Source organism: Paenirhodobacter sp., from assembly GCF_041916475.1.
Lineage (GTDB): Bacteria > Pseudomonadota > Alphaproteobacteria > Rhodobacterales > Rhodobacteraceae > Rhodobacter.
Genome location: NZ_JAYRZN010000005.1, coordinates 51,417 through 69,774, shown reverse-complemented (window position 1 = coordinate 69,774; position 18,358 = coordinate 51,417). Strand labels below are relative to the sequence as shown.

18 protein-coding genes are annotated in these 18,358 nt (G+C 67.1%); 11 read left to right on the top strand and 7 right to left on the bottom strand.

The window, feature by feature from the left end:
* Positions 1 to 46: 46 nt before the first annotated feature.
* Positions 47 to 490 carry a DUF3576 domain-containing protein gene (locus tag ACOMG5_RS03420; RefSeq protein WP_420342382.1) on the bottom strand — a complete coding sequence of 148 codons (444 nt, stop codon included), beginning with the start codon at positions 488 to 490 and terminating at the stop codon, positions 47 to 49.
* A 268-nt stretch (positions 491 to 758) separates the two neighbouring features.
* Between ACOMG5_RS03420 and ACOMG5_RS03415 the strand changes: the two genes are divergently transcribed.
* Entirely contained in the window at positions 759 to 1,730 is a 972-nt protein-coding gene (locus ACOMG5_RS03415; protein ID WP_420342381.1) for a porin, read from the top strand.
* A gap of 98 nt (positions 1,731 to 1,828) precedes the next feature.
* Positions 1,829 to 2,491 carry a YggS family pyridoxal phosphate-dependent enzyme gene (locus tag ACOMG5_RS03410; RefSeq protein ID WP_420342380.1) on the top strand — a complete coding sequence of 221 codons (663 nt, stop codon included), beginning with the start codon at positions 1,829 to 1,831 and terminating at the stop codon, positions 2,489 to 2,491.
* On the opposite strand, the gene ACOMG5_RS03405 is transcribed toward ACOMG5_RS03410, so the two are convergent.
* Both ACOMG5_RS03405 and ribA read right to left on the bottom strand, forming a co-directional pair.
* On the bottom strand, positions 2,492 to 3,022 hold the full coding sequence (locus tag ACOMG5_RS03405) for a L,D-transpeptidase family protein (protein ID WP_420342379.1): 531 nt from the start codon (positions 3,020 to 3,022) through the stop codon (positions 2,492 to 2,494). It lies immediately after the preceding gene.
* Positions 3,019 to 4,086: a GTP cyclohydrolase II gene (ribA, locus tag ACOMG5_RS03400; protein WP_420342378.1), complete on the bottom strand. Its 1,068-nt coding sequence runs from the start codon at positions 4,084 to 4,086 to the stop codon at positions 3,019 to 3,021. Before ribA ends, ACOMG5_RS03405 begins: the two co-directional genes overlap by 4 nt.
* A gap of 142 nt (positions 4,087 to 4,228) precedes the next feature.
* On the opposite strand from ribA, the gene ACOMG5_RS03395 reads away from it, so the two are divergent.
* The 7 genes from ACOMG5_RS03395 to ACOMG5_RS03365 all read left to right on the top strand — a co-directional run bounded on the left by ACOMG5_RS03395 (position 4,229) and on the right by ACOMG5_RS03365 (position 13,402).
* Positions 4,229 to 4,915, top strand: a complete 687-nt coding sequence (locus ACOMG5_RS03395) for a response regulator transcription factor (protein WP_420342377.1) — start codon at positions 4,229 to 4,231, stop codon at positions 4,913 to 4,915.
* A gap of 376 nt (positions 4,916 to 5,291) precedes the next feature.
* Positions 5,292 to 5,738: a molybdopterin-dependent oxidoreductase gene (locus ACOMG5_RS03390; RefSeq protein ID WP_420342376.1), complete on the top strand. Its 447-nt coding sequence runs from the start codon at positions 5,292 to 5,294 to the stop codon at positions 5,736 to 5,738.
* On the top strand, positions 5,735 to 7,096 hold the full coding sequence (locus ACOMG5_RS03385; protein ID WP_420342375.1) for a sensor histidine kinase: 1,362 nt from the start codon (positions 5,735 to 5,737) through the stop codon (positions 7,094 to 7,096). Before ACOMG5_RS03390 ends, ACOMG5_RS03385 begins: the two co-directional genes overlap by 4 nt.
* Positions 7,096 to 7,746 carry a response regulator transcription factor gene (locus ACOMG5_RS03380; protein ID WP_420342374.1) on the top strand — a complete coding sequence of 217 codons (651 nt, stop codon included), beginning with the start codon at positions 7,096 to 7,098 and terminating at the stop codon, positions 7,744 to 7,746. The genes ACOMG5_RS03385 and ACOMG5_RS03380 overlap by 1 nt, the downstream gene beginning before the upstream one ends.
* Before the next feature lie 63 nt (positions 7,747 to 7,809).
* On the top strand, positions 7,810 to 9,318 hold the full coding sequence (locus tag ACOMG5_RS03375; protein WP_420342373.1) for a VOC family protein: 1,509 nt from the start codon (positions 7,810 to 7,812) through the stop codon (positions 9,316 to 9,318).
* Positions 9,319 to 9,458: 140 nt separating this feature from the next.
* The gene (mprF, locus tag ACOMG5_RS03370; protein WP_420342372.1) at positions 9,459 to 12,050 is read left to right on the top strand and encodes a bifunctional lysylphosphatidylglycerol flippase/synthetase MprF; all 2,592 of its coding nucleotides are present in this window, start codon (positions 9,459 to 9,461) and stop codon (positions 12,048 to 12,050) included.
* A complete protein-coding gene (locus ACOMG5_RS03365; RefSeq protein WP_420342371.1) occupies positions 12,047 to 13,402 on the top strand; it encodes an AcvB/VirJ family lysyl-phosphatidylglycerol hydrolase in 1,356 nt (451 codons plus the stop codon). Before mprF ends, ACOMG5_RS03365 begins: the two co-directional genes overlap by 4 nt.
* Before the next feature lie 128 nt (positions 13,403 to 13,530).
* On the opposite strand, the gene ACOMG5_RS03360 is transcribed toward ACOMG5_RS03365, so the two are convergent.
* The 4 genes from ACOMG5_RS03360 to ACOMG5_RS03345 all read right to left on the bottom strand — a co-directional run bounded on the left by ACOMG5_RS03360 (position 13,531) and on the right by ACOMG5_RS03345 (position 17,089).
* Complete coding sequence (locus tag ACOMG5_RS03360; protein ID WP_420342370.1) at positions 13,531 to 14,766, bottom strand: saccharopine dehydrogenase family protein; 1,236 nt, start codon at positions 14,764 to 14,766, stop codon at positions 13,531 to 13,533.
* 48 nt (positions 14,767 to 14,814) lie between these two features.
* Positions 14,815 to 15,909, bottom strand: a complete 1,095-nt coding sequence (locus ACOMG5_RS03355; protein ID WP_420342369.1) for a carboxynorspermidine decarboxylase — start codon at positions 15,907 to 15,909, stop codon at positions 14,815 to 14,817.
* A 66-nt stretch (positions 15,910 to 15,975) separates the two neighbouring features.
* Positions 15,976 to 16,713, bottom strand: coding sequence for a hypothetical protein (locus ACOMG5_RS03350; protein WP_420342368.1), 738 nt, complete (start codon positions 16,711 to 16,713; stop codon positions 15,976 to 15,978).
* Positions 16,714 to 16,774: 61 nt separating this feature from the next.
* Positions 16,775 to 17,089 carry a hypothetical protein gene (locus tag ACOMG5_RS03345; RefSeq protein ID WP_420342367.1) on the bottom strand — a complete coding sequence of 105 codons (315 nt, stop codon included), beginning with the start codon at positions 17,087 to 17,089 and terminating at the stop codon, positions 16,775 to 16,777.
* A 165-nt stretch (positions 17,090 to 17,254) separates the two neighbouring features.
* Here ACOMG5_RS03345 and ACOMG5_RS03340 point away from each other — a divergent pair, with 165 nt between their 5' ends.
* Positions 17,255 to 17,617 carry a hypothetical protein gene (locus ACOMG5_RS03340; protein WP_420342366.1) on the top strand — a complete coding sequence of 121 codons (363 nt, stop codon included), beginning with the start codon at positions 17,255 to 17,257 and terminating at the stop codon, positions 17,615 to 17,617.
* 93 nt (positions 17,618 to 17,710) lie between these two features.
* Positions 17,711 to 18,325, top strand: a complete 615-nt coding sequence (locus ACOMG5_RS03335) for a ribonuclease HII (RefSeq protein WP_420342365.1) — start codon at positions 17,711 to 17,713, stop codon at positions 18,323 to 18,325.
* The last annotated feature ends 33 nt before the right edge of the window (positions 18,326 to 18,358 follow it).

The window sequence follows — 18,358 nt, the reverse complement described above, 5'->3', positions numbered from 1 at the left end:
GGCTTGCTACACCGTCAGGGGGCGCGAGGTCCAGCGCCCCCGCGCATCACAGGTTGGAATCGGCGATGCGCATCTGCCGGGCGCGGGTCAGGATCGCATCCTCCACCGCCTTCACCGTCTCGGGCGAGACCGCGCCGCCATTGCTCTCGAGTGCGACCTTCAGGCTGCGCGCATCGAGGGCGGGGTCGGTCACATGGATGGTGGCGCGGTAGGGGCGCCCGCCGCCGGGGGGCGTGCCGTAGCCGGTCACGATCAGGCCGGAGAACGGATCGACCGTCTGCACCGGCAGGAAATCGAGCACTTCGAGCGCCGCATTCCAGATATACTTGTTCACGCCGAGCGTGATGTTCGGGTCGTTGTTGCTGCCGAACAGGTCGCCGAAGGTGGATTCGCGATGCGCCGGCGCCGGGCTGTCCGAGCTGCCACATGCCGCCAGCGAGAGCGCCCCGAGAACCAGGACGCTGGCACGCAGAGTGTATCGGATCGTCATTGCAGCTGCCCTCGGGACTAGGTCTTTGCGTCGCACCGTCTCTAGCCCATGCCCCGCTGAGGAACAAGGACTTTCCCCGCGCGTGAGGCGGGCGCGGAGGCGGAAGCCCTCCGCGAAATGACTGTGGCAAGACTGCACCACGCTTGGGCTCAATCGGATGCCCCCGGGGGGATTCGATTGCAATGCGGGGCGGGCGGCGCGAAATATCGTCCATACCCAATTCGGATTCCCCTGAGTTGGGGCGACCTTATCGAAATGAGGGAAAACGATGAAAAAGGTTCTCTTCGCGACGACCGCGCTGGCTCTGTCGGCCGGCATCGCCGCTGCAGACGTCTCGCTGTCGGGCTACGGCCGCTTCGGCCTCGCCACCTACTCGGGCAACGATGGCGACGAGTCGAAAACTTGGACCGAGCAGCGTCTCCGTCTGAACATCACCGCCTCGACCCAGTCGGACAGCGGCGTTGAATTCGGTGCTAAGTTCCGTATCCAATACGACGACGGCGACGAAGGCGCTGGCGCGAACAACGCTCAGTTCTACTTCGTCTACGAAGGCCTGACCGTTCAAGTCGGCAACGTGACCACCGCGCTCGACGAAGACACCGCCGATGTGTTCTACGGTTCGGAACTGGGCCTGACCGACACGTCTTGGGGTGACTCGCGTTCGTCGTTCTTCGCTTACGGCTCCAAGGCCTATGATGGCGCGCGTTCGGGCATCTACGGCAAGTACGCGATCTCCGATTTCACCATCGAAGCGTCGTACATCGACCCGAACCAGTACTCGAAGGACAATCTGGTCGGCGGCGTTGATGTTGGCGTCAGCGAAGAAACCTCGCTCGTCCTGTCCTATGCTTCGGGCCCGATCACCCTGGCCACCGGCGCGACCTGGGATGGCGCTGGCGTCTCGGACAACAACATCTGGTATGTCGGCGGCGCCTATGCGTTCAGCGACATGTTCAAGGCTGGCCTGACCTACATCGACGAAGGTGAAGAAGGCGGCTACGACCTCGGCAAGACCATCACCCTGTACGGCTCCTATGCGACCGGCCCGGTTGAAGTCAAAGCCTATGTCGCTCAAATCAGCGACTACGACGACGTGTTCGATGCTGACTACACCACCGACACCGCCTTCGGTATCGGCGGCTCGTACGACCTCGGCGGCGGCGTCTCGCTGCTGGGCGGCGTGCACCGCGACTACGCCGAAGAAGGCTACGGCGAAATCGGTGTGAAGTTCAAATTCTGATTTCTTCGGAATTCAGTCAGAGAGAGCGGGCTTCGGCCCGCTCTTTTCTTTTGGGCCGGGGCGTGGCTTTGTGAATCCGGAGCAGGCAGGAGGCGCGGATGGCGTTGCAGGAAATCGTCGCCCGGATCGGGCAGGCCGAAGCCGCGGCGGGGCGCGCGCCGGGCGCGGTGCATCTGATCGCCGTATCGAAGGTGCAGCCCGCGGAGCGGGTTCTGGCGGTCCTGGGCGAAGGCCACCGGCTGTTTGGCGAGAACTATGTGCAGGAGGCTGCGGGCAAATGGCCGGCCTGGCGCGCCGCCTATCCGGAAGTGCGCGTGCATATGATCGGGCCGCTCCAGACCAACAAGGCGAAGCAGGCGGTAGAGCTGTTCGACGCGATCCATTCGGTCGATCGCCCCTCTCTGGCCGAGAAGCTCGCGCGGCTGGCGCAGGCGCGGGGCACGAGCCCGGATCTGTTCGTGCAGGTGAACACCGGCCGCGAGCCGCAGAAGGCGGGGGTCCTGCCCGAGGACGTGGATGCCTTCGTGGCCACTATGCGCGGCATGGATCTGCCGCTGGCCGGGCTGATGTGCATCCCGCCCGAAGGCGCCGATCCGGCGCCGCATTTCGCCGCGCTCGCGCAGATGGCCGCGCAGAACGGGCTCACCGGCCTGTCGATGGGCATGAGCTCGGATTTCGAAACGGCCATCGCACAGGGCGCGACCCATGTGCGGGTTGGCTCGGCCATTTTCGGCGCGCGCAGCTATCCGGCAAAGGCCTGATCAGACGGTGACATCGCGCCGCCGGGCGCCGCGGTGGCTCGCGAGCATTGGCACCTCGATGACATCGCCGGGGCGGAGCATCCGGGCCACGCGGATTAGATCTGCCCGCCGCAGGGCAATACAGCCCGCCGTCGGGAAGCCGAGCCGCCGCCGCTGGTGCACGAAGATCGCGGAGCCGCGCCCGGGTTTGGCATCCGGGAAATTCCAGTCGGTCAGCAGAACGATATCATAAAGCGGGTCGGCGCGGCGCATGCGCTCGTGGCTGGCGGGGAAGGGCGCGCGGACCGGATGGTTGTACTCCGGATGGCCGGAGGCATCGCACCACAGATCGCGCGGGCCGATGGCGCGGGCCCAGGGCGCCGGGCGCGGCAGCCGGTCCGCCCGCCACAGCAGCCCCACAATGCGCAGCGCCCCGACCGGCGTCGCGCCATCGCCCTCGCGCTTGTCGCGGCGCAGCCCGCTGCGCCCGATCTGCACCGGCATCCGCCGCCCGCCGATGACAAGCCCCGCAGGCGTCAGCCGCGCCTTCACAGGATATGCCCGGATTTCGCGGCTTTCGTCGCGAGGTAGGCGGCATTGTGGCGGCTCAGGCCCACCTTCAGCGGCACCCGCTCCACCACCTCGATGCCATGGGTCTCCAGCATCCGCACCTTGGCGGGGTTGTTCGTCAGCAGCCGGACGTGGCCGAACCCGAGCCGCCGCAGCAGCGCCGCGCCGATGCGGAAATCGCGCTCGTCGTCCTCGAAGCCCAGCCGGTGATTGGCCTCCACCGTATCGAAGCCCTGATCCTGCAGCGAATAGGCCCGCATCTTGTTGGCCAGCCCGATGCCGCGGCCCTCCTGATTGAGATAGAGCAGCACGCCCGCGCCCTCATGCCCCATCTGGGTCAGCGCGGCATCGAGCTGCGGCCCGCAATCGCATTTCAGGCTGCCGAGCACATCGCCGGTAAAACAGGCCGAATGCAGCCGCGCGAGCACCGGCTGGCTGCGATCGGGCGCGCCGATTTCCACGGCGTAATGCTCCTCGCCGCCATCATCGGGGCGGAAGATATGCAGCCGCCCGCGTTCGGCCGCGCGCATCGGCACCCGCGCCGCCGACACTGGCGCGAGCACCGCCTCGGCCGACATTTCGCGCAGGGCTTCGGCGGCATCGAGGCAGGTCAGCCCCTCGGGCGCAGGCCCCGCGAGCGGCACCAGCACCGCCGCAGGCAGCAGATGCGCCGTTTTCGCCAGCGCGATCGCCGCGCGCGCGACGGCCGCATCGCCCTCGCGCAGGCTCGCGAGCGGCCCTTTCATCGGTACGCGCAGGTCGTCCGCCGGATCCGCCAGCGCCCGCAGCCAGGCGAGATCGGCGTCCTCCGGCACGCGGATCCGCGCCAGGTCATTGTCATAGACCCGCGCCTTCAGCGTCTCGGCCCGCCAGGACGTCAGCGCCAGCATCGGCGCCCCCAGCCCGCGCAGCGCGCCCAGCCGCTCGGGCGAGAGCGTCTCCACCGCCACCGCCAGATGTCCGGAAAGCAGCACGGGCAAGCCCATGCGCAGGTCGGCGCGGGCGCGGTTGAGTCGTTCGACAGGGGTCGGGCCAAGCAGGTTCATGGCTCACAGATAGCGATGCCCGAAACAAATTGAAACATACCGCCGCTTTCCGACACGTCCGCGTGAGAAAGATTTCACCTGCCTTGCCGGGCCCGTGATCGCGTTCCAGCTTGGGATCACGCAAGAAACGGAGGCCACGATCATGGCTGGACTGAAGAAGATTCTGCTGGTGGATGATGACGATGACCTGCGCGAGGCCCTGGCCGAGCAACTGGTCGCGACCGAGGATTTCGAAGTGTTCGAGGCGGGCTCGGGCGCCGAGGCGGTAGAGAAGGCGAAGGCCGCGCTCTATGACATCGTGGTGCTCGATGTCGGCCTGCCCGATACCGACGGGCGCGAGCTGTGCAAGAAGCTGCGCAAGCAGGGCGTGAAATGCCCGATCGTGATGCTGACCGGCCACGACACCGATGCCGATACGATCCTCGGGCTGGATTCCGGCGCCAACGACTATATCACCAAGCCGTTCAAATTCCCGGTGCTGCTGGCGCGCCTGCGGGCGCAGCTGCGCACCCATGAGCAATCCGAGGATGCGGTGTTCCAGCTCGGGCCGTATACGTTCAAGCCGGCGATGAAGATGCTGATCGACGCGAAGGACCGCAAGATCCGCCTCACCGAAAAGGAAACCAACATCCTGAAATTCCTGTACCGGGCGACGGATGGTGTGGTGGCGCGCGATGTGCTGCTGCACGAGGTCTGGGGCTACAATGCCGGGGTCACGACCCATACGCTGGAAACCCATATCTACCGGCTGCGCCAGAAGATCGAGCCCGATCCGGCCAATGCCCGGCTGCTTGTCACGGAATCGGGCGGCTACCGGCTGGTGGCCTGACCGGCATCCCGGGCGGGGAGGTTCCCTTCGGGGACCTCCCTAGTTTTCGGGAATGGTCCTTTTGGTCAAGAATCGGCACTCTTTGGCTGGGTACAGGGGAGGGGGAAGCTCCGTTCACGGACATTGTCCGTGGTTTTCGGTCTCCTGAACCCACGAGAGTAACGAGTTTATTGGCCATTTGGCAATTTTTTTTCCGTACGTCCGGCGCGGATGCCCTGTGCATCCGCGCCACAGTCATATCCGCAGCCGCAGGTCGGTGTTGCCTGAACGTTCCGATCGGCGCTAGGCTTTGGCTCAGCAGCAGCCCATCGGGAGAAAATGGATGATGCGTGGATCTGGTCCTTCGCGGCGGGGCGTCCTGTGCGGATCTCTGGCCATGGCCCTGCCCCTCGGTGCCTGGGCGCAGGAGGCGGCGCTGCTGACGCTGGTCGCGCCGGATGGCCGCCGGATCGTGCTGGATGCCGCGGCAATGGATGCGCTGCCGCAGCAGGAGCTGCGCACCCGCACCGTCTGGACGGAGGGGCCGCAGACCTTCGGGGGCGTGGCGCTGCGCGACGTTCTGGCGCTGGCCGGCAGCGAGGCAGATCTGAAGCCGCGCACCCTCGTGCTGCATGCGCTGAACGATTACGAGATCACCGTTCCGGCCGCGGATGCCTGGTCCTTCCCCTGTATCATCGCGCGCAGTCAGAACGGCAGCCCGATCAGCCGCCGCGACAAGGGGCCGCTCTGGCTGGTGTATCCGCGCGATGCCGATCCTGTGCTGCAGGATCAGCGCTACGATCAGCGGTGGGTCTGGCAGCTTTCGGAAATCGTGATCGCGTGATCCGTTCGCGTGCGCTCATCCTGGCCGGGCTGCCGATCGCCTGCTTCGTGCTGATGTTCGCCTATGCGGTCTATCAGCTGGTGCAGATCGACCGGGCGTTCCGGTTCAACGTGGGCGAGAACATGCTCTGGGCCGTCACCCAGACCAACCGCGAAGCGCAGCGGGTATTGCTCTCGATCGCCCGGCACGACCCGCCCGAGACCTTGCAGCTGCGCATGGACATCCTGCACAGCCGGGTGGCGCTGCTCTATGACAACCCGCAGCGCGCCTATTACAACCGGATCGGTATCGGCATGGACGTCGATGAGGCGATGCGGCTGACGACGGAGGTGGATGCGCGGATCGCAGCCCCGGATTTCGCCTATTGGGACGACCCGGCGATTGCGAGCCTGGAGGCGCTGGACCGGGCGTTGCGCAAGCTGTCGAACGATACGGTGACGGCCGACCGCAACGAACGCGGCCTGCGCCACGACCTGCAGCGCGGCACGGTGCAACTCCTGCTGCTTTCGGTGCTGGGGGCGTTTGCATCGGGGGTCTTCATCGCCGGGCTGCTGGTGCGCAACGTGCGCCAGGCAATCCGCGCGCGCGAGGATCTGGAGCATCACCGCGCGATTCTGGAGGAGACGGTCGCGCGGCGCACGCAGGAGCTGCAGGAGGCGCTGGCGGTGGAGCGGCGGGCGAAGGAAGTGTACCGCAGCTTCATCATCACCGTGCCGCATCAGTTCCGCACGCCGCTCTCGATCATCCATATGGTGGCGCAGCGGCAGCTGCGCGACAGCCCGGCCGCGGACCCTGCGACACTGGAGAAGAAGTTCCGGCGGATCCTGGAATCGGCCGAGCGGCTGGAGCGGCTGGTGGCCGGGATCATGACCGTCGTCTCGATGGATGCGCGCGAGCTGACGCGGGGGCTGCTGGATCTGAACGCGGTGGCGGATCTGGCGCTGCGGCAGGTCCGCGATGCCCATGCCGAGCGCACGATCCTGGCCGAATGCACTTCGGAGCCGCTGATGACGGTGGGCGACGCGGTGCTGCTGGAGCAGGTGATCGTCAACCTGCTCAGCAATGCGGTGAAATATTCGCCCATCACCGCGCCGATCGTGCTGCGGACCTGGCGCGAAGGCGATACGGTGCGCTGCAGCGTGCAGGACCGCGGCATCGGCATTCCCGCGGCGGCGCAGGGCGCGATCTTCGAGCGCTTCTTCCGCGCGGCCAATGCGCATCATCATCCGGGCATGGGGGTCGGTCTCAGCTTGTCACGCGATATCGTCACGTTGCACGATGGGCAAATCGGGTTCGTGTCGGCGGAGGGGGGCGGATCGACCTTCACCGTCACATTGACCGCAGCGGGAGGGGAGTGATGCGGGGAGAGGCACCGGCCGCGACGATTCTATGCGTCGAGGACGAGGAGGCGCTGCTCGAGGAGCTGTGCGAGGAGCTGTCGGGCAAGGGCTACACTGTGCTGCCCGCGCGCGATTGCGCCGAGGCCGAGGCGCTGCTGCGGGCCGAGCGGCCCGATATCGTGCTTTGCGACGTAATGATCCCGGGCCAGACCGGCTTCGAGCTGCTGCAGGCGCTGCGCGAGAAGGGCCTGCTGCCGCGGACGACGGCCTTCATCTTCCTCACGGCAATGAACACCCGCGACATGCGCCTGAAGGGGCTGGGCATGGGCGCCGATGATTACCTGGCGAAGCCGGTCGATCTGGACCTTCTGCATCTCACGATCCAGAACCGGCTGGAGTTCGTGCGCCGGGTTCAGGCCGGCGCGGAACCCGAGGCGCCGCCGATCACGGCCAGGCTGTCTCCGCGCGAGGAGCAGGTGCTGACGCATCTGGGGCTGGGTGCGCGCACCACCAACATCGCCCATGCGCTGAGCATTTCCGAATATACGGTGAACCAGTACATCAAGGACATCTACCGCAAGCTGAGCATCAGCAACCGCGCCGATGCCGCCCGCGCCGCGATCCGGCTGGGGCTGGTGCGGCCCGATCAGCAGGGCGAGCCGCGGTAAGGCAGGAGGGCCTCTCATGAGCAGATCTCGCGCCGGGGCGCGGCCAGGACCGGGAGCCCGCGGATGACGACGGGGATCCATCACGTCACCGCGCTGACCGCCGATATTCAGGCCAATGTGGATTTCTACATCGGCTTTCTCGGGCTGCGGCTGGTGAAGCGCACCGCGGGCTTCGAGGATGCACAGCAGCTGCACCTCTTTTATGGCGATGCCGCTGGCTCGCCCGGATCGGTGCTGAGCTTTCTGGCCTGGGAGGGCGGGGCCTCGGGGCGGGTCGGTATCGGCCAGGTGTCGGAGATCGCCTTCGCGGTGCCGCCCGCCTCCATCGGCAGCTGGCTCACGCGGGCGCTCTCGGCGCGGGTGCCGGTCGAGGGGCCGATGCGGGAGCTGGGCGAGACGGTGCTGCGGCTGAAGGATCCGGATGGGATCATCGTGAAGCTGGTGGGGGCCGATCTGCCGAGCCCGGCGCCGCTCGGGGGCGATGCGCCGACGCGGATCCGGTCCGTTACCCTCCTCACGGATGACGAGGCCGCCTCGCAGCAGATGCTGGAGCGGTTCGGCTACCGCCCCGGCCCGCGCGCGGGCGCGATCCTGCGGATGGTCTCGGAGAGCGACGTGATCGATCTGCGCGCGGTTGCGGGCTATGTGCCGGGCATTCCGGGCGCGGGCACCTTCGATCATGTGGCGCTGCGGGCGCCGGATCGGGCGGCGGTGCAGGCCGCCGCAGCCACGCTTCCGGGCGAGGTCAACATGCATGACCGCACCTATTTCTATTCGCTCTATGTGCGCGATACGGCGGGGATCTTGTATGAATACGCCTCGGATACGCCCGGGTTCGCGGTGAACGAGGCGCCAGCCTTGCTGGGTACGACGCTGTTCATGCCGCCCGGTGCCTCCGAGGATCTGGAGGTCATGCTGCCGCAATTCGCGCTGCCGGATGCCGAACGCTGGCCGCGCCGCAAGTTGCTGTTCGCCCATCGGCTCTACACCCCCGATGCGCCCGACGACACGGTGCTGATCGCGCTGCACGGATCGGGCGGCAGCGAGACGAGCCTCTTGCCGCTCGCACACCGGATCGCGCCCCATGCCCGGCTGATCGGCCTGCGCGGGCGCGCGACGGAGGAGGGCGTGCCACGCTGGTTCCGCCGCTTCGGTTACCGCGAGTTCGATCAGGGCGACATCCGCGCCGAGGCTGCGGCCTTCGCGGCCTTCCTGCCGGATCTGGCGAAGCTCTACGCCTTCGATCTGGCGCAGGCGGTGTTCCTGGGCGATTCCAACGGGGCAAACTTCCTCGGCGCCGTGCTGCGGCTTCATCCGGGGCTGGTGCAGCGTGCGATCCTGCTGCGCGGGCAGGAGGTTCTGGCCGATGCGCCAGCGCAGGCCGCGGGCTCTGTGCTGATGGTGAATGGCCGGCTCGACCTGCTGGTCGGCCCGGCGGCCGGGGAGCTGGAAGCGGCGCTGCGCGCGGGTGGGGCCAGCGTGGAGGCGGTGACGGTTGCGGCCGGGCATGGCCTGGCGGAGGCGGATGCGACGGCGGCGCGGGCCTGGCTGGAGGCCCGGCGCGACAGTTGAGCAAGTCGTGACTTGCCGTTTGTCGCGGTTGCAAACACATTGCGCCCCGATTAGACGCCGCGGCCAGCCGGACGCGGCCGATGCGCGGGGCACAGCCCCGTGCAATCATGCCGGCGGGCCTCATTCGAGAACGCACCCTCGTGACAGACGCAGATCTCGCCCTGAAAACTCCCCTCGCGCGGCTGGCCGACTGGCTCCGCCGCAACCGGACGGCGGCCGTTGTCAGCCTGTCCTCGCTGGCCTTCGTGGCCGTCGCCTTCGCGATCTACCGGATCACGGAGGATGTGCGCTACGGCGCCGTGCTCGATGATCTGACGACGGTCTCCTGGGCCCGGCTCGGGCTCGCGGTCCTGTTCACCTTCCTCAGCTTCGGCTTCCTGATCTGCTACGACGTGAACGCCCTGCGCCACATCGGCCGCAAATTGCCGCTCGGGCAGGTGGTCATCGTCTCGTTCAGTGCCTATGCGGTGGGCAATACCGCGGGCTTCGGCCCGCTCAGCGGCGGCGCGATCCGCTATCGCGGCTATAGCCGGATGGGGCTGAGCGGCGAGGAAATCGCCCGGGTCATCGCCTTCGTCACAGTGGCCTTCGGCCTCGGGCTGGCGCTGCTGACCGGGGTCTCGGTGCTGTTCTATGCCGATCAGGTGGCGGGGGCGGCGGGCTATTCGCCGCTCGCCCTGCGCGGCATCGCGCTGGCGATTCTGGCCGCGCTGGTGGCGGGCGGGGCCTGGCTCTGGCATGCGCGGCGGCGCGAAGAGGTGGCGGCGCAGCTGCCGCCGCTGCGCGATTTCCTGATGCAGTTCCTCGTGACGGCCGGCGATGTCGCGGCCGCCGCGACCGTGCTCTATGTGCTCCTGCCCGCGGGGCTTCCGATCGGCTGGCCCGCTTTCGCGGCGCTGTTCTGCCTCGCCATCGGGCTCGGCGTGCTCAGCCATGTGCCGGCGGGGCTCGGTGTGTTCGAGGCGGTCATCCTCGCGGGGCTGGGCCCGGCGATGCCCACCGAGCAGGTCGTGGGCGCGGTGGTGCTCTACCGGCTCGTCTATCATGTGATGCCGCTGTTCCTGGCGGTGCTCGCCTTCACCGCGACCGAGCTTCTCGAATACCGCAACACTGTCGCTGCGATCTGGACCCGGCAGCTCAGCGCCGCGGTGATCCCGCCGCTGCTGTCGGTGCTGGCGCTGGTCACCGGGGTGATGCTGGTGTTCTCGGCCGTTCTGCCGACCCGGCCGGAGGCGCTCGAATGGATCTCGGCCCTCGTGCCGCTGCAGCTGCTGGAATCCGCGCATTTCCTGTCGAGCGTCCTCGGGCTCTTGCTGGTGGTGATCGCGCGCGGGCTGGTGCACCGGCTGGATGGCGCGTTCTGGGCCGGGCTGGTGGTGGCGGGCGTCGCGCTCGCGCTGTCCTTCCTGAAGGCGGTGACGCCCTATGAGGCGGTGTTCCTCGCCGTGCTGCTGGCGGGCCTGCTGCTGAACCGGCACAGCTTCTCGCGCCGCGCCTCGCTGCTGGCCGAGCCGCTCACGCCCGCCTGGATCGGGGCGCTGGCGGTGGTGGTCGCTGCGGCAGTGATGATCCTGTTCATCGTCTACCGCGATGTGGATTACGACAATCAGCTCTGGTGGCAGTTCACCTTCGATGGCGATGCGCCCCGCGGCCTGCGCGCGGCGGTCGCGGTGGCGCTGGTGGCGGCGGTGATCGCGCTGGCGAGCCTGTTGCGCCCCGCCCGCCATGGCATCGCGCCCGCCTCCGCCGAGGAGATCGCCCGCGCGGTCGACATTTGCGCCGGGCAAGACAACAGCGGCGGCAATCTGGTGCGGATGGCAGACAAGGCGCTGATGTTCTCGGGCGATGGCAGCGCCTTCCTGATGTATGATGTGCAGGGCAAATCCTGGATCAGCCTGTTCGGCCCGATCGGCGATCCGGAGGCGCGGGCGGAGCTCGTCTGGCGCTTCGTGGAGGCGGCGCGGGCATCGGGCGGGCGCCCGGTGTTCTATCAGGTGCCGCCGAGCCTGCTCGCGGCCTGCGCCGATGCGGGCCTGAGGGCACTGAAGCTCGGGGAAATGGCCGTCGTGGATCTGAGCGGCTTCGATCTCAAATCCAGCCGCTGGGGCGAGACGCGCCGCGCGCTCGCCCAGGGCGCGCGCGACGGCAAGGCGGTGGAGGTCCTGCTGCCGGCCGAAGTGCCTGCGGTGCTGGATGAGCTGGAGGCGATTTCCGACAGCTGGCTCGCCCATCACCAGGCCCGCGAGAAGGGCTTCGCCCTGGGCCGGTTCGAGCGCGATTTCGTCGCGAGCCAGCCGGTCGCGGTGCTGCGCTTCCAGGGCGAGATCGTGGCCTTCGCGACGCTCCTGCTCACCGATACCCATGCCGAGGCGACGGTCGATCTGATGCGCTTTGGCGCCGCCGCTCCGCGCGGGGCGATGGATTTCCTGTTCGGCGCGCTGATGGACTGGTCGAAGGCGCAGGGCTACCGCACCTTCAACCTCGGGATGGCGCCGCTGTCGGGCTTCAGTACCCATTCGACCGCGCCGATCTGGAACCATGTCGGCGAAGCGATCTTCACCCACGGCGAGAAATTCTACAACTTCAAGGGTCTGCGGGCCTTCAAGGCGAAATACAACCCGGATTGGGAGCCGCGCTATCTGGTCGTGGGCGGGGCGATGTCGCCCGTGGCCGCGCTGGTGGATGTGACGCTGCTGATCGGCGGGGGCATCAAGGGAGTGGTCGGCAAATGAGAACCGCAATCGCGCTGTGCTGCGCGCTGCTGCCCTGGGCCGCGCTGGCCGACGAGGCGCCGCAGGGCTTCGATGTGGGCATGATCCAGGGCCAGCACATCTATCGCCCCGACGGCCAGCCGAAGGGCGTGGTCGCGCTGATCTCCGATTCCGATGGCTGGGGCGCGGCGGACGATGCCCAGGCGAAGGCGCTGGTGGCGCGCAACGTGGCGGTGATCGGGCTCGACCTGCCGGGCTATCTGCGCGCGCTGGAGGCCCCGGGCGAGGATCAGGACTGTTCCTATGCGATTTCCGACATCGAGGAGATTTCGAAGCGCCTGCAGGCCGGAGATACCGGGGACTACCGCCTGCCGGTGATCGCCGGGCGTGGCGATGGCGGCGGGCTGGCGCTGGCGCTGGCGGCGCAGGTGCCGCCCTCCACGGTGGGGGCGACGATCGTGGTCGATCCTTCGGCCGGGGTCGCGCTGAAGGAGCCTTTGTGCACCGATGCCGGGCATGAGCAGGTCGCGGGCCGGGCGGTCTATGGCCTGATGCCGAACGGCGAGCTGAACGAGCCGGTCTCGGTGATCTTCACCAAGGCTGCGGCGGCGGATGCCGTGGCCCATGTCGCGGCGCTGGCGAAGGACTACAAGGGGATCAGCCAGAGCACCTCCGATGCCGCCCCCGCTGCGGCCCTGGCGCAGGAGCTGGAGACCCGGCTCGACGATCTGACCAGGGAGGGCCCGCTGAACCTGCCGATTTCGGCGATGCCGGTGGACAAGCCCGCGCATGATACGCTGGCGATCATCTATTCGGGCGATGGCGGCTGGCGCGATCTGGATCGCGAGATCGGCGAGAACCTGCAGAAGGAGGGGATCCCGGTCGTGGGCGTGGATGCGCTGCGCTACTTCTGGAACGAACGCCAGCCGCAGGAGACGGCGGATGATCTGGCGCGGATCATCGAGCATTACCGCGGCAAATGGGGGCTGCGGCACGTCCTGCTGATCGGCTATTCCTTCGGCGCCGATATCCTGCCCAACAGCTACAACCTGCTGCCGAAGGCAGACCGTGACAGCGTGGTGCAGATGACGCTGCTCGCGCTCTCGCACGAGCGCAATTACGAGATCAGGATGTCGGGCTGGCTCGGCATGTCGAGCGGCAGCAAGAACGACCCGGCCGAAGACCTGAAGCAGGTGCCGCCCGGGATCGTGCAATGCATCTTCGGCACGGATGACGAGGACGACGCCTGCCACGGGCTGACCGACCGCGGCTACGAGCTGATCGGGATCGAGGGCGGCCACCATTTCGATGAAGACTACCCGGCGCTGGCGGGCCGGATCGCGGCTTCGCTGAAAGCGCGCCTCGGCGGCTGAGGGGCACCGCCCGCGCGAGAGGGCCCTCATTGCGGAGCCGCCCGCCATGAGGGCGGCTCCGGCCGTTGGCCATTGTGCGAAGCCCGTGGCGCGCCATCGCCCGGCCGGGATGGACCCGGCCCGCAGGCTCAGATCGCGTGTTCGACCCCGTCCGCGTCGATGACGAAGGAGGGCAGGCCAATCTGGCCCAGCCGCTCCAGGAACGGCCGCGCGGGCAGCTCCTCGACATTGGCCATGGTCTTCACATCCCAGGGGCCCTCGGCCACCATCAGCGCGGCCGCCACCGCCGGAACGCCGGCCGTATAGCTGATGCCCTGCGAGCCCACTTCCTCATAGGCTTCCTTGTGATCGGCCACGTTGTAGACGAAAACCTCGATCTCGCGGCCGTCCTTCATGCCCTTCACATAATCCCCGATGCAGGTCTTGCCGCTATAGCCCGGCGCGAGCGAGGCCGGATCCGGCAGCACCGCCTTCACCACCTTCAGCGGGATCACCTCCAGCCCCTCGGCCGTCCGGACCGGCTGTTCGGAGAGCAGGCCGAGGTTCTTCAGCACGGTGAAGACATTGATGTAATGGTCGCCGAAGCCCATCCAGAAGCGGATATCGGCCTCCGGGTAATTCGCCGACAGGCTGTGCACCTCGTCATGGCCCGAAAGGTAGGCCTTCTGGCGACCCACCACCGGCAGGTCCCACTCGCGGCCCACTTCGAACATCCGGTTTTCCTGCCACTTGCCGCCCTGCCAGGAATAGACCGTGCCGGTGAATTCGCGGAAGTTGATCTCCGGGTCGAAGTTGGTGGCGAAATATTTGCCGTGCGAGCCTGCGTTGATATCGACGATATCCACCGCGGTCACCTTGTCCAGGTATTCATCGGCTGCGAAGCGCACATAGGCGTTCACCACACCCGGATCGAAGCCCGCGCCCAGAATCGCGGTCACGCCCTTTTCGGCGCAGAGGGCGCGCTTCTTCCATTCGTAGTTGCCATACCACGGCGGGGTCTCGCAGATCTTGTTCGGCTCTTCGTGGATCGCGGTGTCGATATAGGCCACGCCGGTCTCGATACAGGCATCGAGCACATATTTGTTGACGAAGGCCGAGCCCACGTTGATCACGATCTGCACGCCGGTGTCGCGGATCAGCGCGGCCACCGCGGCGGTGTCCATCGCATCCACCGCGTGGCTGTCGAACGTGCCCGGGACCTTCATCGCGCCCTTTTCATGGACGGAGGCGATGATCGCGTCGCATTTCGCCTTCGTGCGCGAGGCGATGTGCAGGTCACCCAGGATGTCGTTGTGCTGTGCGCATTTGTGGGCAACCACTTGCGCCACACCGCCGGCACCGATGATGAGCACGTTCTTTTTCACTTCAGCTGGCTCCTTTCACGAGCAAGGGGAAGGGGGGCTGCAAACCCCTCAGGACAGGGACGAGGCATAATCCTCATAGGTAAATTCGCGGATAAGCTCGACACGCCCATCCTGCCGCCGGATCGCGATGGAGGGCATGTTGACGCCGTTGAACCAGTTCTTCTTCACCATCGTGTAGCCCGCGGCATCGCGCACCGAGATCCGGTCGCCGACCTTCAGCGGCACGCGGAAGCGGGCATCGCCGAAGATATCGCCCGCGAGGCAGGATTTCCCGGCGATCTGGTAGGCATGGTCTCCCTCCTGCGGCAGCTTCGCGGATTCGCGATAGATCAGCAGGTCGAGCATATGCGCCTCGATGCTGGAATCAACGATGGCGAGCTGCTTGCCATTGTCGAGCAGGTCCAGCACCGAAACCTCGAGCGTGGTGGATTGGGTGATCGAGGCTTCGCCGGGCTCCAGATAGACCTGTACGCCGAACCGCTCCGAGAAGGCCTTCAGCCGCGCGGCAAGCGCCTCGATCGGATAGCCCTCGCCGGTGAAGTGGATCCCGCCGCCGAGGCTGACCCAGTCGAGCCGCTCCAGCAGGGGCGCGAATTCGCGCTCGATCCGGCCGAGCTGTTCGTCGAACAGGGCGAAATCGCGGTTCTCGCAATTGTAGTGGATCATCACCCCGGTGATCTGCGCGCTGATCTCCAGAAGCTTCGCCACGTCCCATTCGCCCAGCCGCGAGAACGGCCGGGCCGGGTCGGCGAGGTCGAAGCCCGAGGTGGAGAAGCGCGGGTTCAGCCGCACGCCGCGCTGGATCCCTGCGGATTGCGCCTCGAAGCGCTGCAGCTGGGCCACGGTGTTGAAGATGATCTTGTCGGCATAGCCGCAGGCCTCGTCGATCTCCCGGTCGGACCAGGCGACGGAATAGGCATGGGTCTCCTTGCCGAATTTCTCATGCCCGAGCCGGAGCTCGAACAGTGAGCTCGAGGTGGTGCCATCCATATAGGGGCGCATGATGTCGAAGGCGGACCAGGTGGCGAAGCATTTCAGCGCCAGGAGCGCCTTCGCCCCGGATGCCTCGCGCAGGAAGGCGATCTTGCGCATGTTCTGAAGCAAGGAGGCTTCGTCGATCAGGTAGAAGGGTGTCGGAATCATGGGCCCCCCCAAGCGGCAAAGTGAAGCCGCGATATAGGTCCCCGCCCGTTGATAGGCAAGGGAAACTCAGTCCACCCGCAGCGTATCCCTGGCTACGGCCAGAGTGTAACCCTTGCGTGAAATATTCCTGACCAGCAGCTCCGACACCAGCGCATTGCCAAGCGCATCGCGCAGCCGCTTGATCCGCGTGGCCCCCGCCGCCTCCTCGCATTCGGCTTCGGGCTTGCCGGTGATGACCGATTCGATCTGCGCGCCGGTCAGCATTTCGTCGTCCATCCGCGCCTCGGCCAGCACCGCGAGCGTCTCTATCGCGGCGGGTGTCAGGGTGAAGACCATGTCGTTCAGCATCACCGCATTCTCCGCGCGCAGGATGCGCAGGCTCTGCACCTGAATGCCCGAGCGGCGGATCTCGCCCATCCGGCGGTTCTGGCTGACCACGGTGAGGAGCAGGACCAGCGCCGCCACCATCAGCGCCGATCCGAACACCAGCAGGATGAAAATGATCATGCGGTAGGAGGTCAGCACTTCGGAGAAGGCCGTGCCCGATTGCGCCAGCACCTCCAGCAGCCGCAGCTGCGTGGGGCTCGTCAGCGCATCATTGGCAACGAAGATCTGCTCCACGCGTTCGTTGAAGGCATCGGCATCGGGCAGCGCGAGGAACAGCAGCGCCGCCGCCAGCGCGAGGATCGCCGCGATGGCACCGACCCCCCAGACCAGCGCCCGCGACCCGGTCCGCAGCCCCTCGATGACGGAGGAAGAATGGTCCGGCACGGTGTCTCTATCTCCATTTTCCCACAGGAACATCACGTCATCCCTGGCGTTTCAAGGGATCTGCATTGCTTTTGTTCCCGTCGCCGCCTGCCGTCTATCGGCGCAGGTCCAGGACGTCGAAGGAAGTTCCACTCGCCCCGGCGCTGTCCTGGCGCTGCGAAAGCCCGTCTGCCCCGAAGATGGAGACCACGCTGAGCAGCGTCCAGCCGCGCTCGGCCAGGCGCGGGCGCAGCGCGCGGGCGGCCGATTGCTTGTCGCAGGCGTCCGGCGGCAGCAGGGCCACGCCGTATTGCAGCCGCAGCGGCGCGTCCCGCTTGGCCTTGTAATCGGCGTAGCATTCGGCCCCGGCGGGCGCGGCCAGAAGCAGCGAAAGGGCAAGGCACAGGGCCTGGGGCGCGCGAGTCATCATGCGCCCACGCTGCGGTGCGGGCTGCGCCGAGGCAAGGGCGAAAGCGGAAAACCGCCGTGTTATCGGATAACCGCGCGCCGATATTGCCTGTCTCTGGAACCGCTCCCAGTTTGGCGGCATGTATCCCCGGGGCGCATCCGCCCCGGCATGAAAGGACGGATCGACATGATCGGAGTTTTCCGCAAGCCGCTGCTGGGCGCCGCCATGGCGCTGGTCGTTGGCCTCGGCAGCCTGACGATGACCGCCCGCCCCGCCGCCGCGCTGACCGACCGCGAGGCCCTGGGGCTGGCGCTCGGGATCGGCGCCGCCGCGATTCTGCTCGACAATGACAAGGACCGCCGCAGTTATCGCGAGCCGCCGCGCCCGCGCTACTACGACAGCCGCGAGCGCTATGACCGCTATTATGATCGCGGCCCGCGCGAGGTCTATGTGGTGCGCCCCGATCGCCGCTGGGACCGCGGCTGGCATGACAACGGCCACCACAAGGGCTGGTACAAGCAGCGCGGCAGGGACCGCGACTGGGATTGAGCACAGGAGCAGGGGCGGAGCGATCCGCCCCTTTTTCGTTGCGCGGACGTGCGCGCCGGGGCACAGCGGGGCATGGCACACAAACCCGATGACATGCTCGAACAGGCCGCCCGCGCGCGAGGATGGCTCCGAATCGCCGGCGTCGATGAGGTCGGCCGCGGCCCGCTCTGCGGCCCGGTGGTGGCGGCGGCGGTGATTCTCGATCCGGACCGGATCCCGGTGGGGCTCGACGATTCGAAAAAGCTCAGCCCGGCGCGCCGCGCCGCACTGGAGGCCGAGATCAAGGCCAGTGCCGAATGGTGCGTGGCCGAGGCCAGCGTCGCCGAGATCGACGCACTGAACATCCTCCAAGCCAGCCATCTGGCGATGTGCCGGGCGATCGCGGGGCTCCTCCGCGCGCCCGATCATGTGCTTGTTGATGGCAACCGCCTGCCGAAGGCGCTCGCGATCAGCGCCGAGGCGGTGGTGAGGGGCGACGGGCGATCGGTCTCCATCGCGGCGGCCTCGATTCTGGCAAAAGAGGCGCGCGACCGGCTGATGGTGGATTTGGCGCAACAGTATCCGGGCTACGGCTGGGAAAAGAACGCCGGTTACCCGACGCCGGATCACCGCAAAGCGCTCCTAAATCTGGGTGTGACCCCTGTGCATAGGCGTTCGTTTAAGCCCATCCACAACATCTTGTGCCAAGGCCATTCTGTAAGCTCTTGATTTGAAAAAGAATTTGACGGCGAATCCGTCCTG

What these genes read in the sequence shown, in the direction of transcription:
- ACOMG5_RS03420 (WP_420342382.1), bottom strand. Translation starts at nt 490, where the DNA reads ATGACGATCCGATACACTCTGCGTGCCAGCGTCCTGGTTCTCGGGGCG.
- ACOMG5_RS03415 (WP_420342381.1), top strand. Translation starts at nt 759, where the DNA reads ATGAAAAAGGTTCTCTTCGCGACGACCGCGCTGGCTCTGTCGGCCGGC.
- ACOMG5_RS03410 (WP_420342380.1), top strand. Translation starts at nt 1,829, where the DNA reads ATGGCGTTGCAGGAAATCGTCGCCCGGATCGGGCAGGCCGAAGCCGCG.
- ribA (WP_420342378.1), bottom strand. Translation starts at nt 4,086, where the DNA reads ATGAACCTGCTTGGCCCGACCCCTGTCGAACGACTCAACCGCGCCCGC.
- ACOMG5_RS03395 (WP_420342377.1), top strand. Translation starts at nt 4,229, where the DNA reads ATGGCTGGACTGAAGAAGATTCTGCTGGTGGATGATGACGATGACCTG.
- ACOMG5_RS03390 (WP_420342376.1), top strand. Translation starts at nt 5,292, where the DNA reads ATGGCCCTGCCCCTCGGTGCCTGGGCGCAGGAGGCGGCGCTGCTGACG.
- ACOMG5_RS03380 (WP_420342374.1), top strand. Translation starts at nt 7,096, where the DNA reads ATGCGGGGAGAGGCACCGGCCGCGACGATTCTATGCGTCGAGGACGAG.
- ACOMG5_RS03375 (WP_420342373.1), top strand. Translation starts at nt 7,810, where the DNA reads ATGACGACGGGGATCCATCACGTCACCGCGCTGACCGCCGATATTCAG.
- ACOMG5_RS03365 (WP_420342371.1), top strand. Translation starts at nt 12,047, where the DNA reads ATGAGAACCGCAATCGCGCTGTGCTGCGCGCTGCTGCCCTGGGCCGCG.
- ACOMG5_RS03355 (WP_420342369.1), bottom strand. Translation starts at nt 15,909, where the DNA reads ATGATTCCGACACCCTTCTACCTGATCGACGAAGCCTCCTTGCTTCAG.
- ACOMG5_RS03350 (WP_420342368.1), bottom strand. Translation starts at nt 16,713, where the DNA reads ATGTTCCTGTGGGAAAATGGAGATAGAGACACCGTGCCGGACCATTCT.
- ACOMG5_RS03345 (WP_420342367.1), bottom strand. Translation starts at nt 17,089, where the DNA reads ATGATGACTCGCGCGCCCCAGGCCCTGTGCCTTGCCCTTTCGCTGCTT.
- ACOMG5_RS03340 (WP_420342366.1), top strand. Translation starts at nt 17,255, where the DNA reads ATGATCGGAGTTTTCCGCAAGCCGCTGCTGGGCGCCGCCATGGCGCTG.
- ACOMG5_RS03335 (WP_420342365.1), top strand. Translation starts at nt 17,711, where the DNA reads ATGCTCGAACAGGCCGCCCGCGCGCGAGGATGGCTCCGAATCGCCGGC.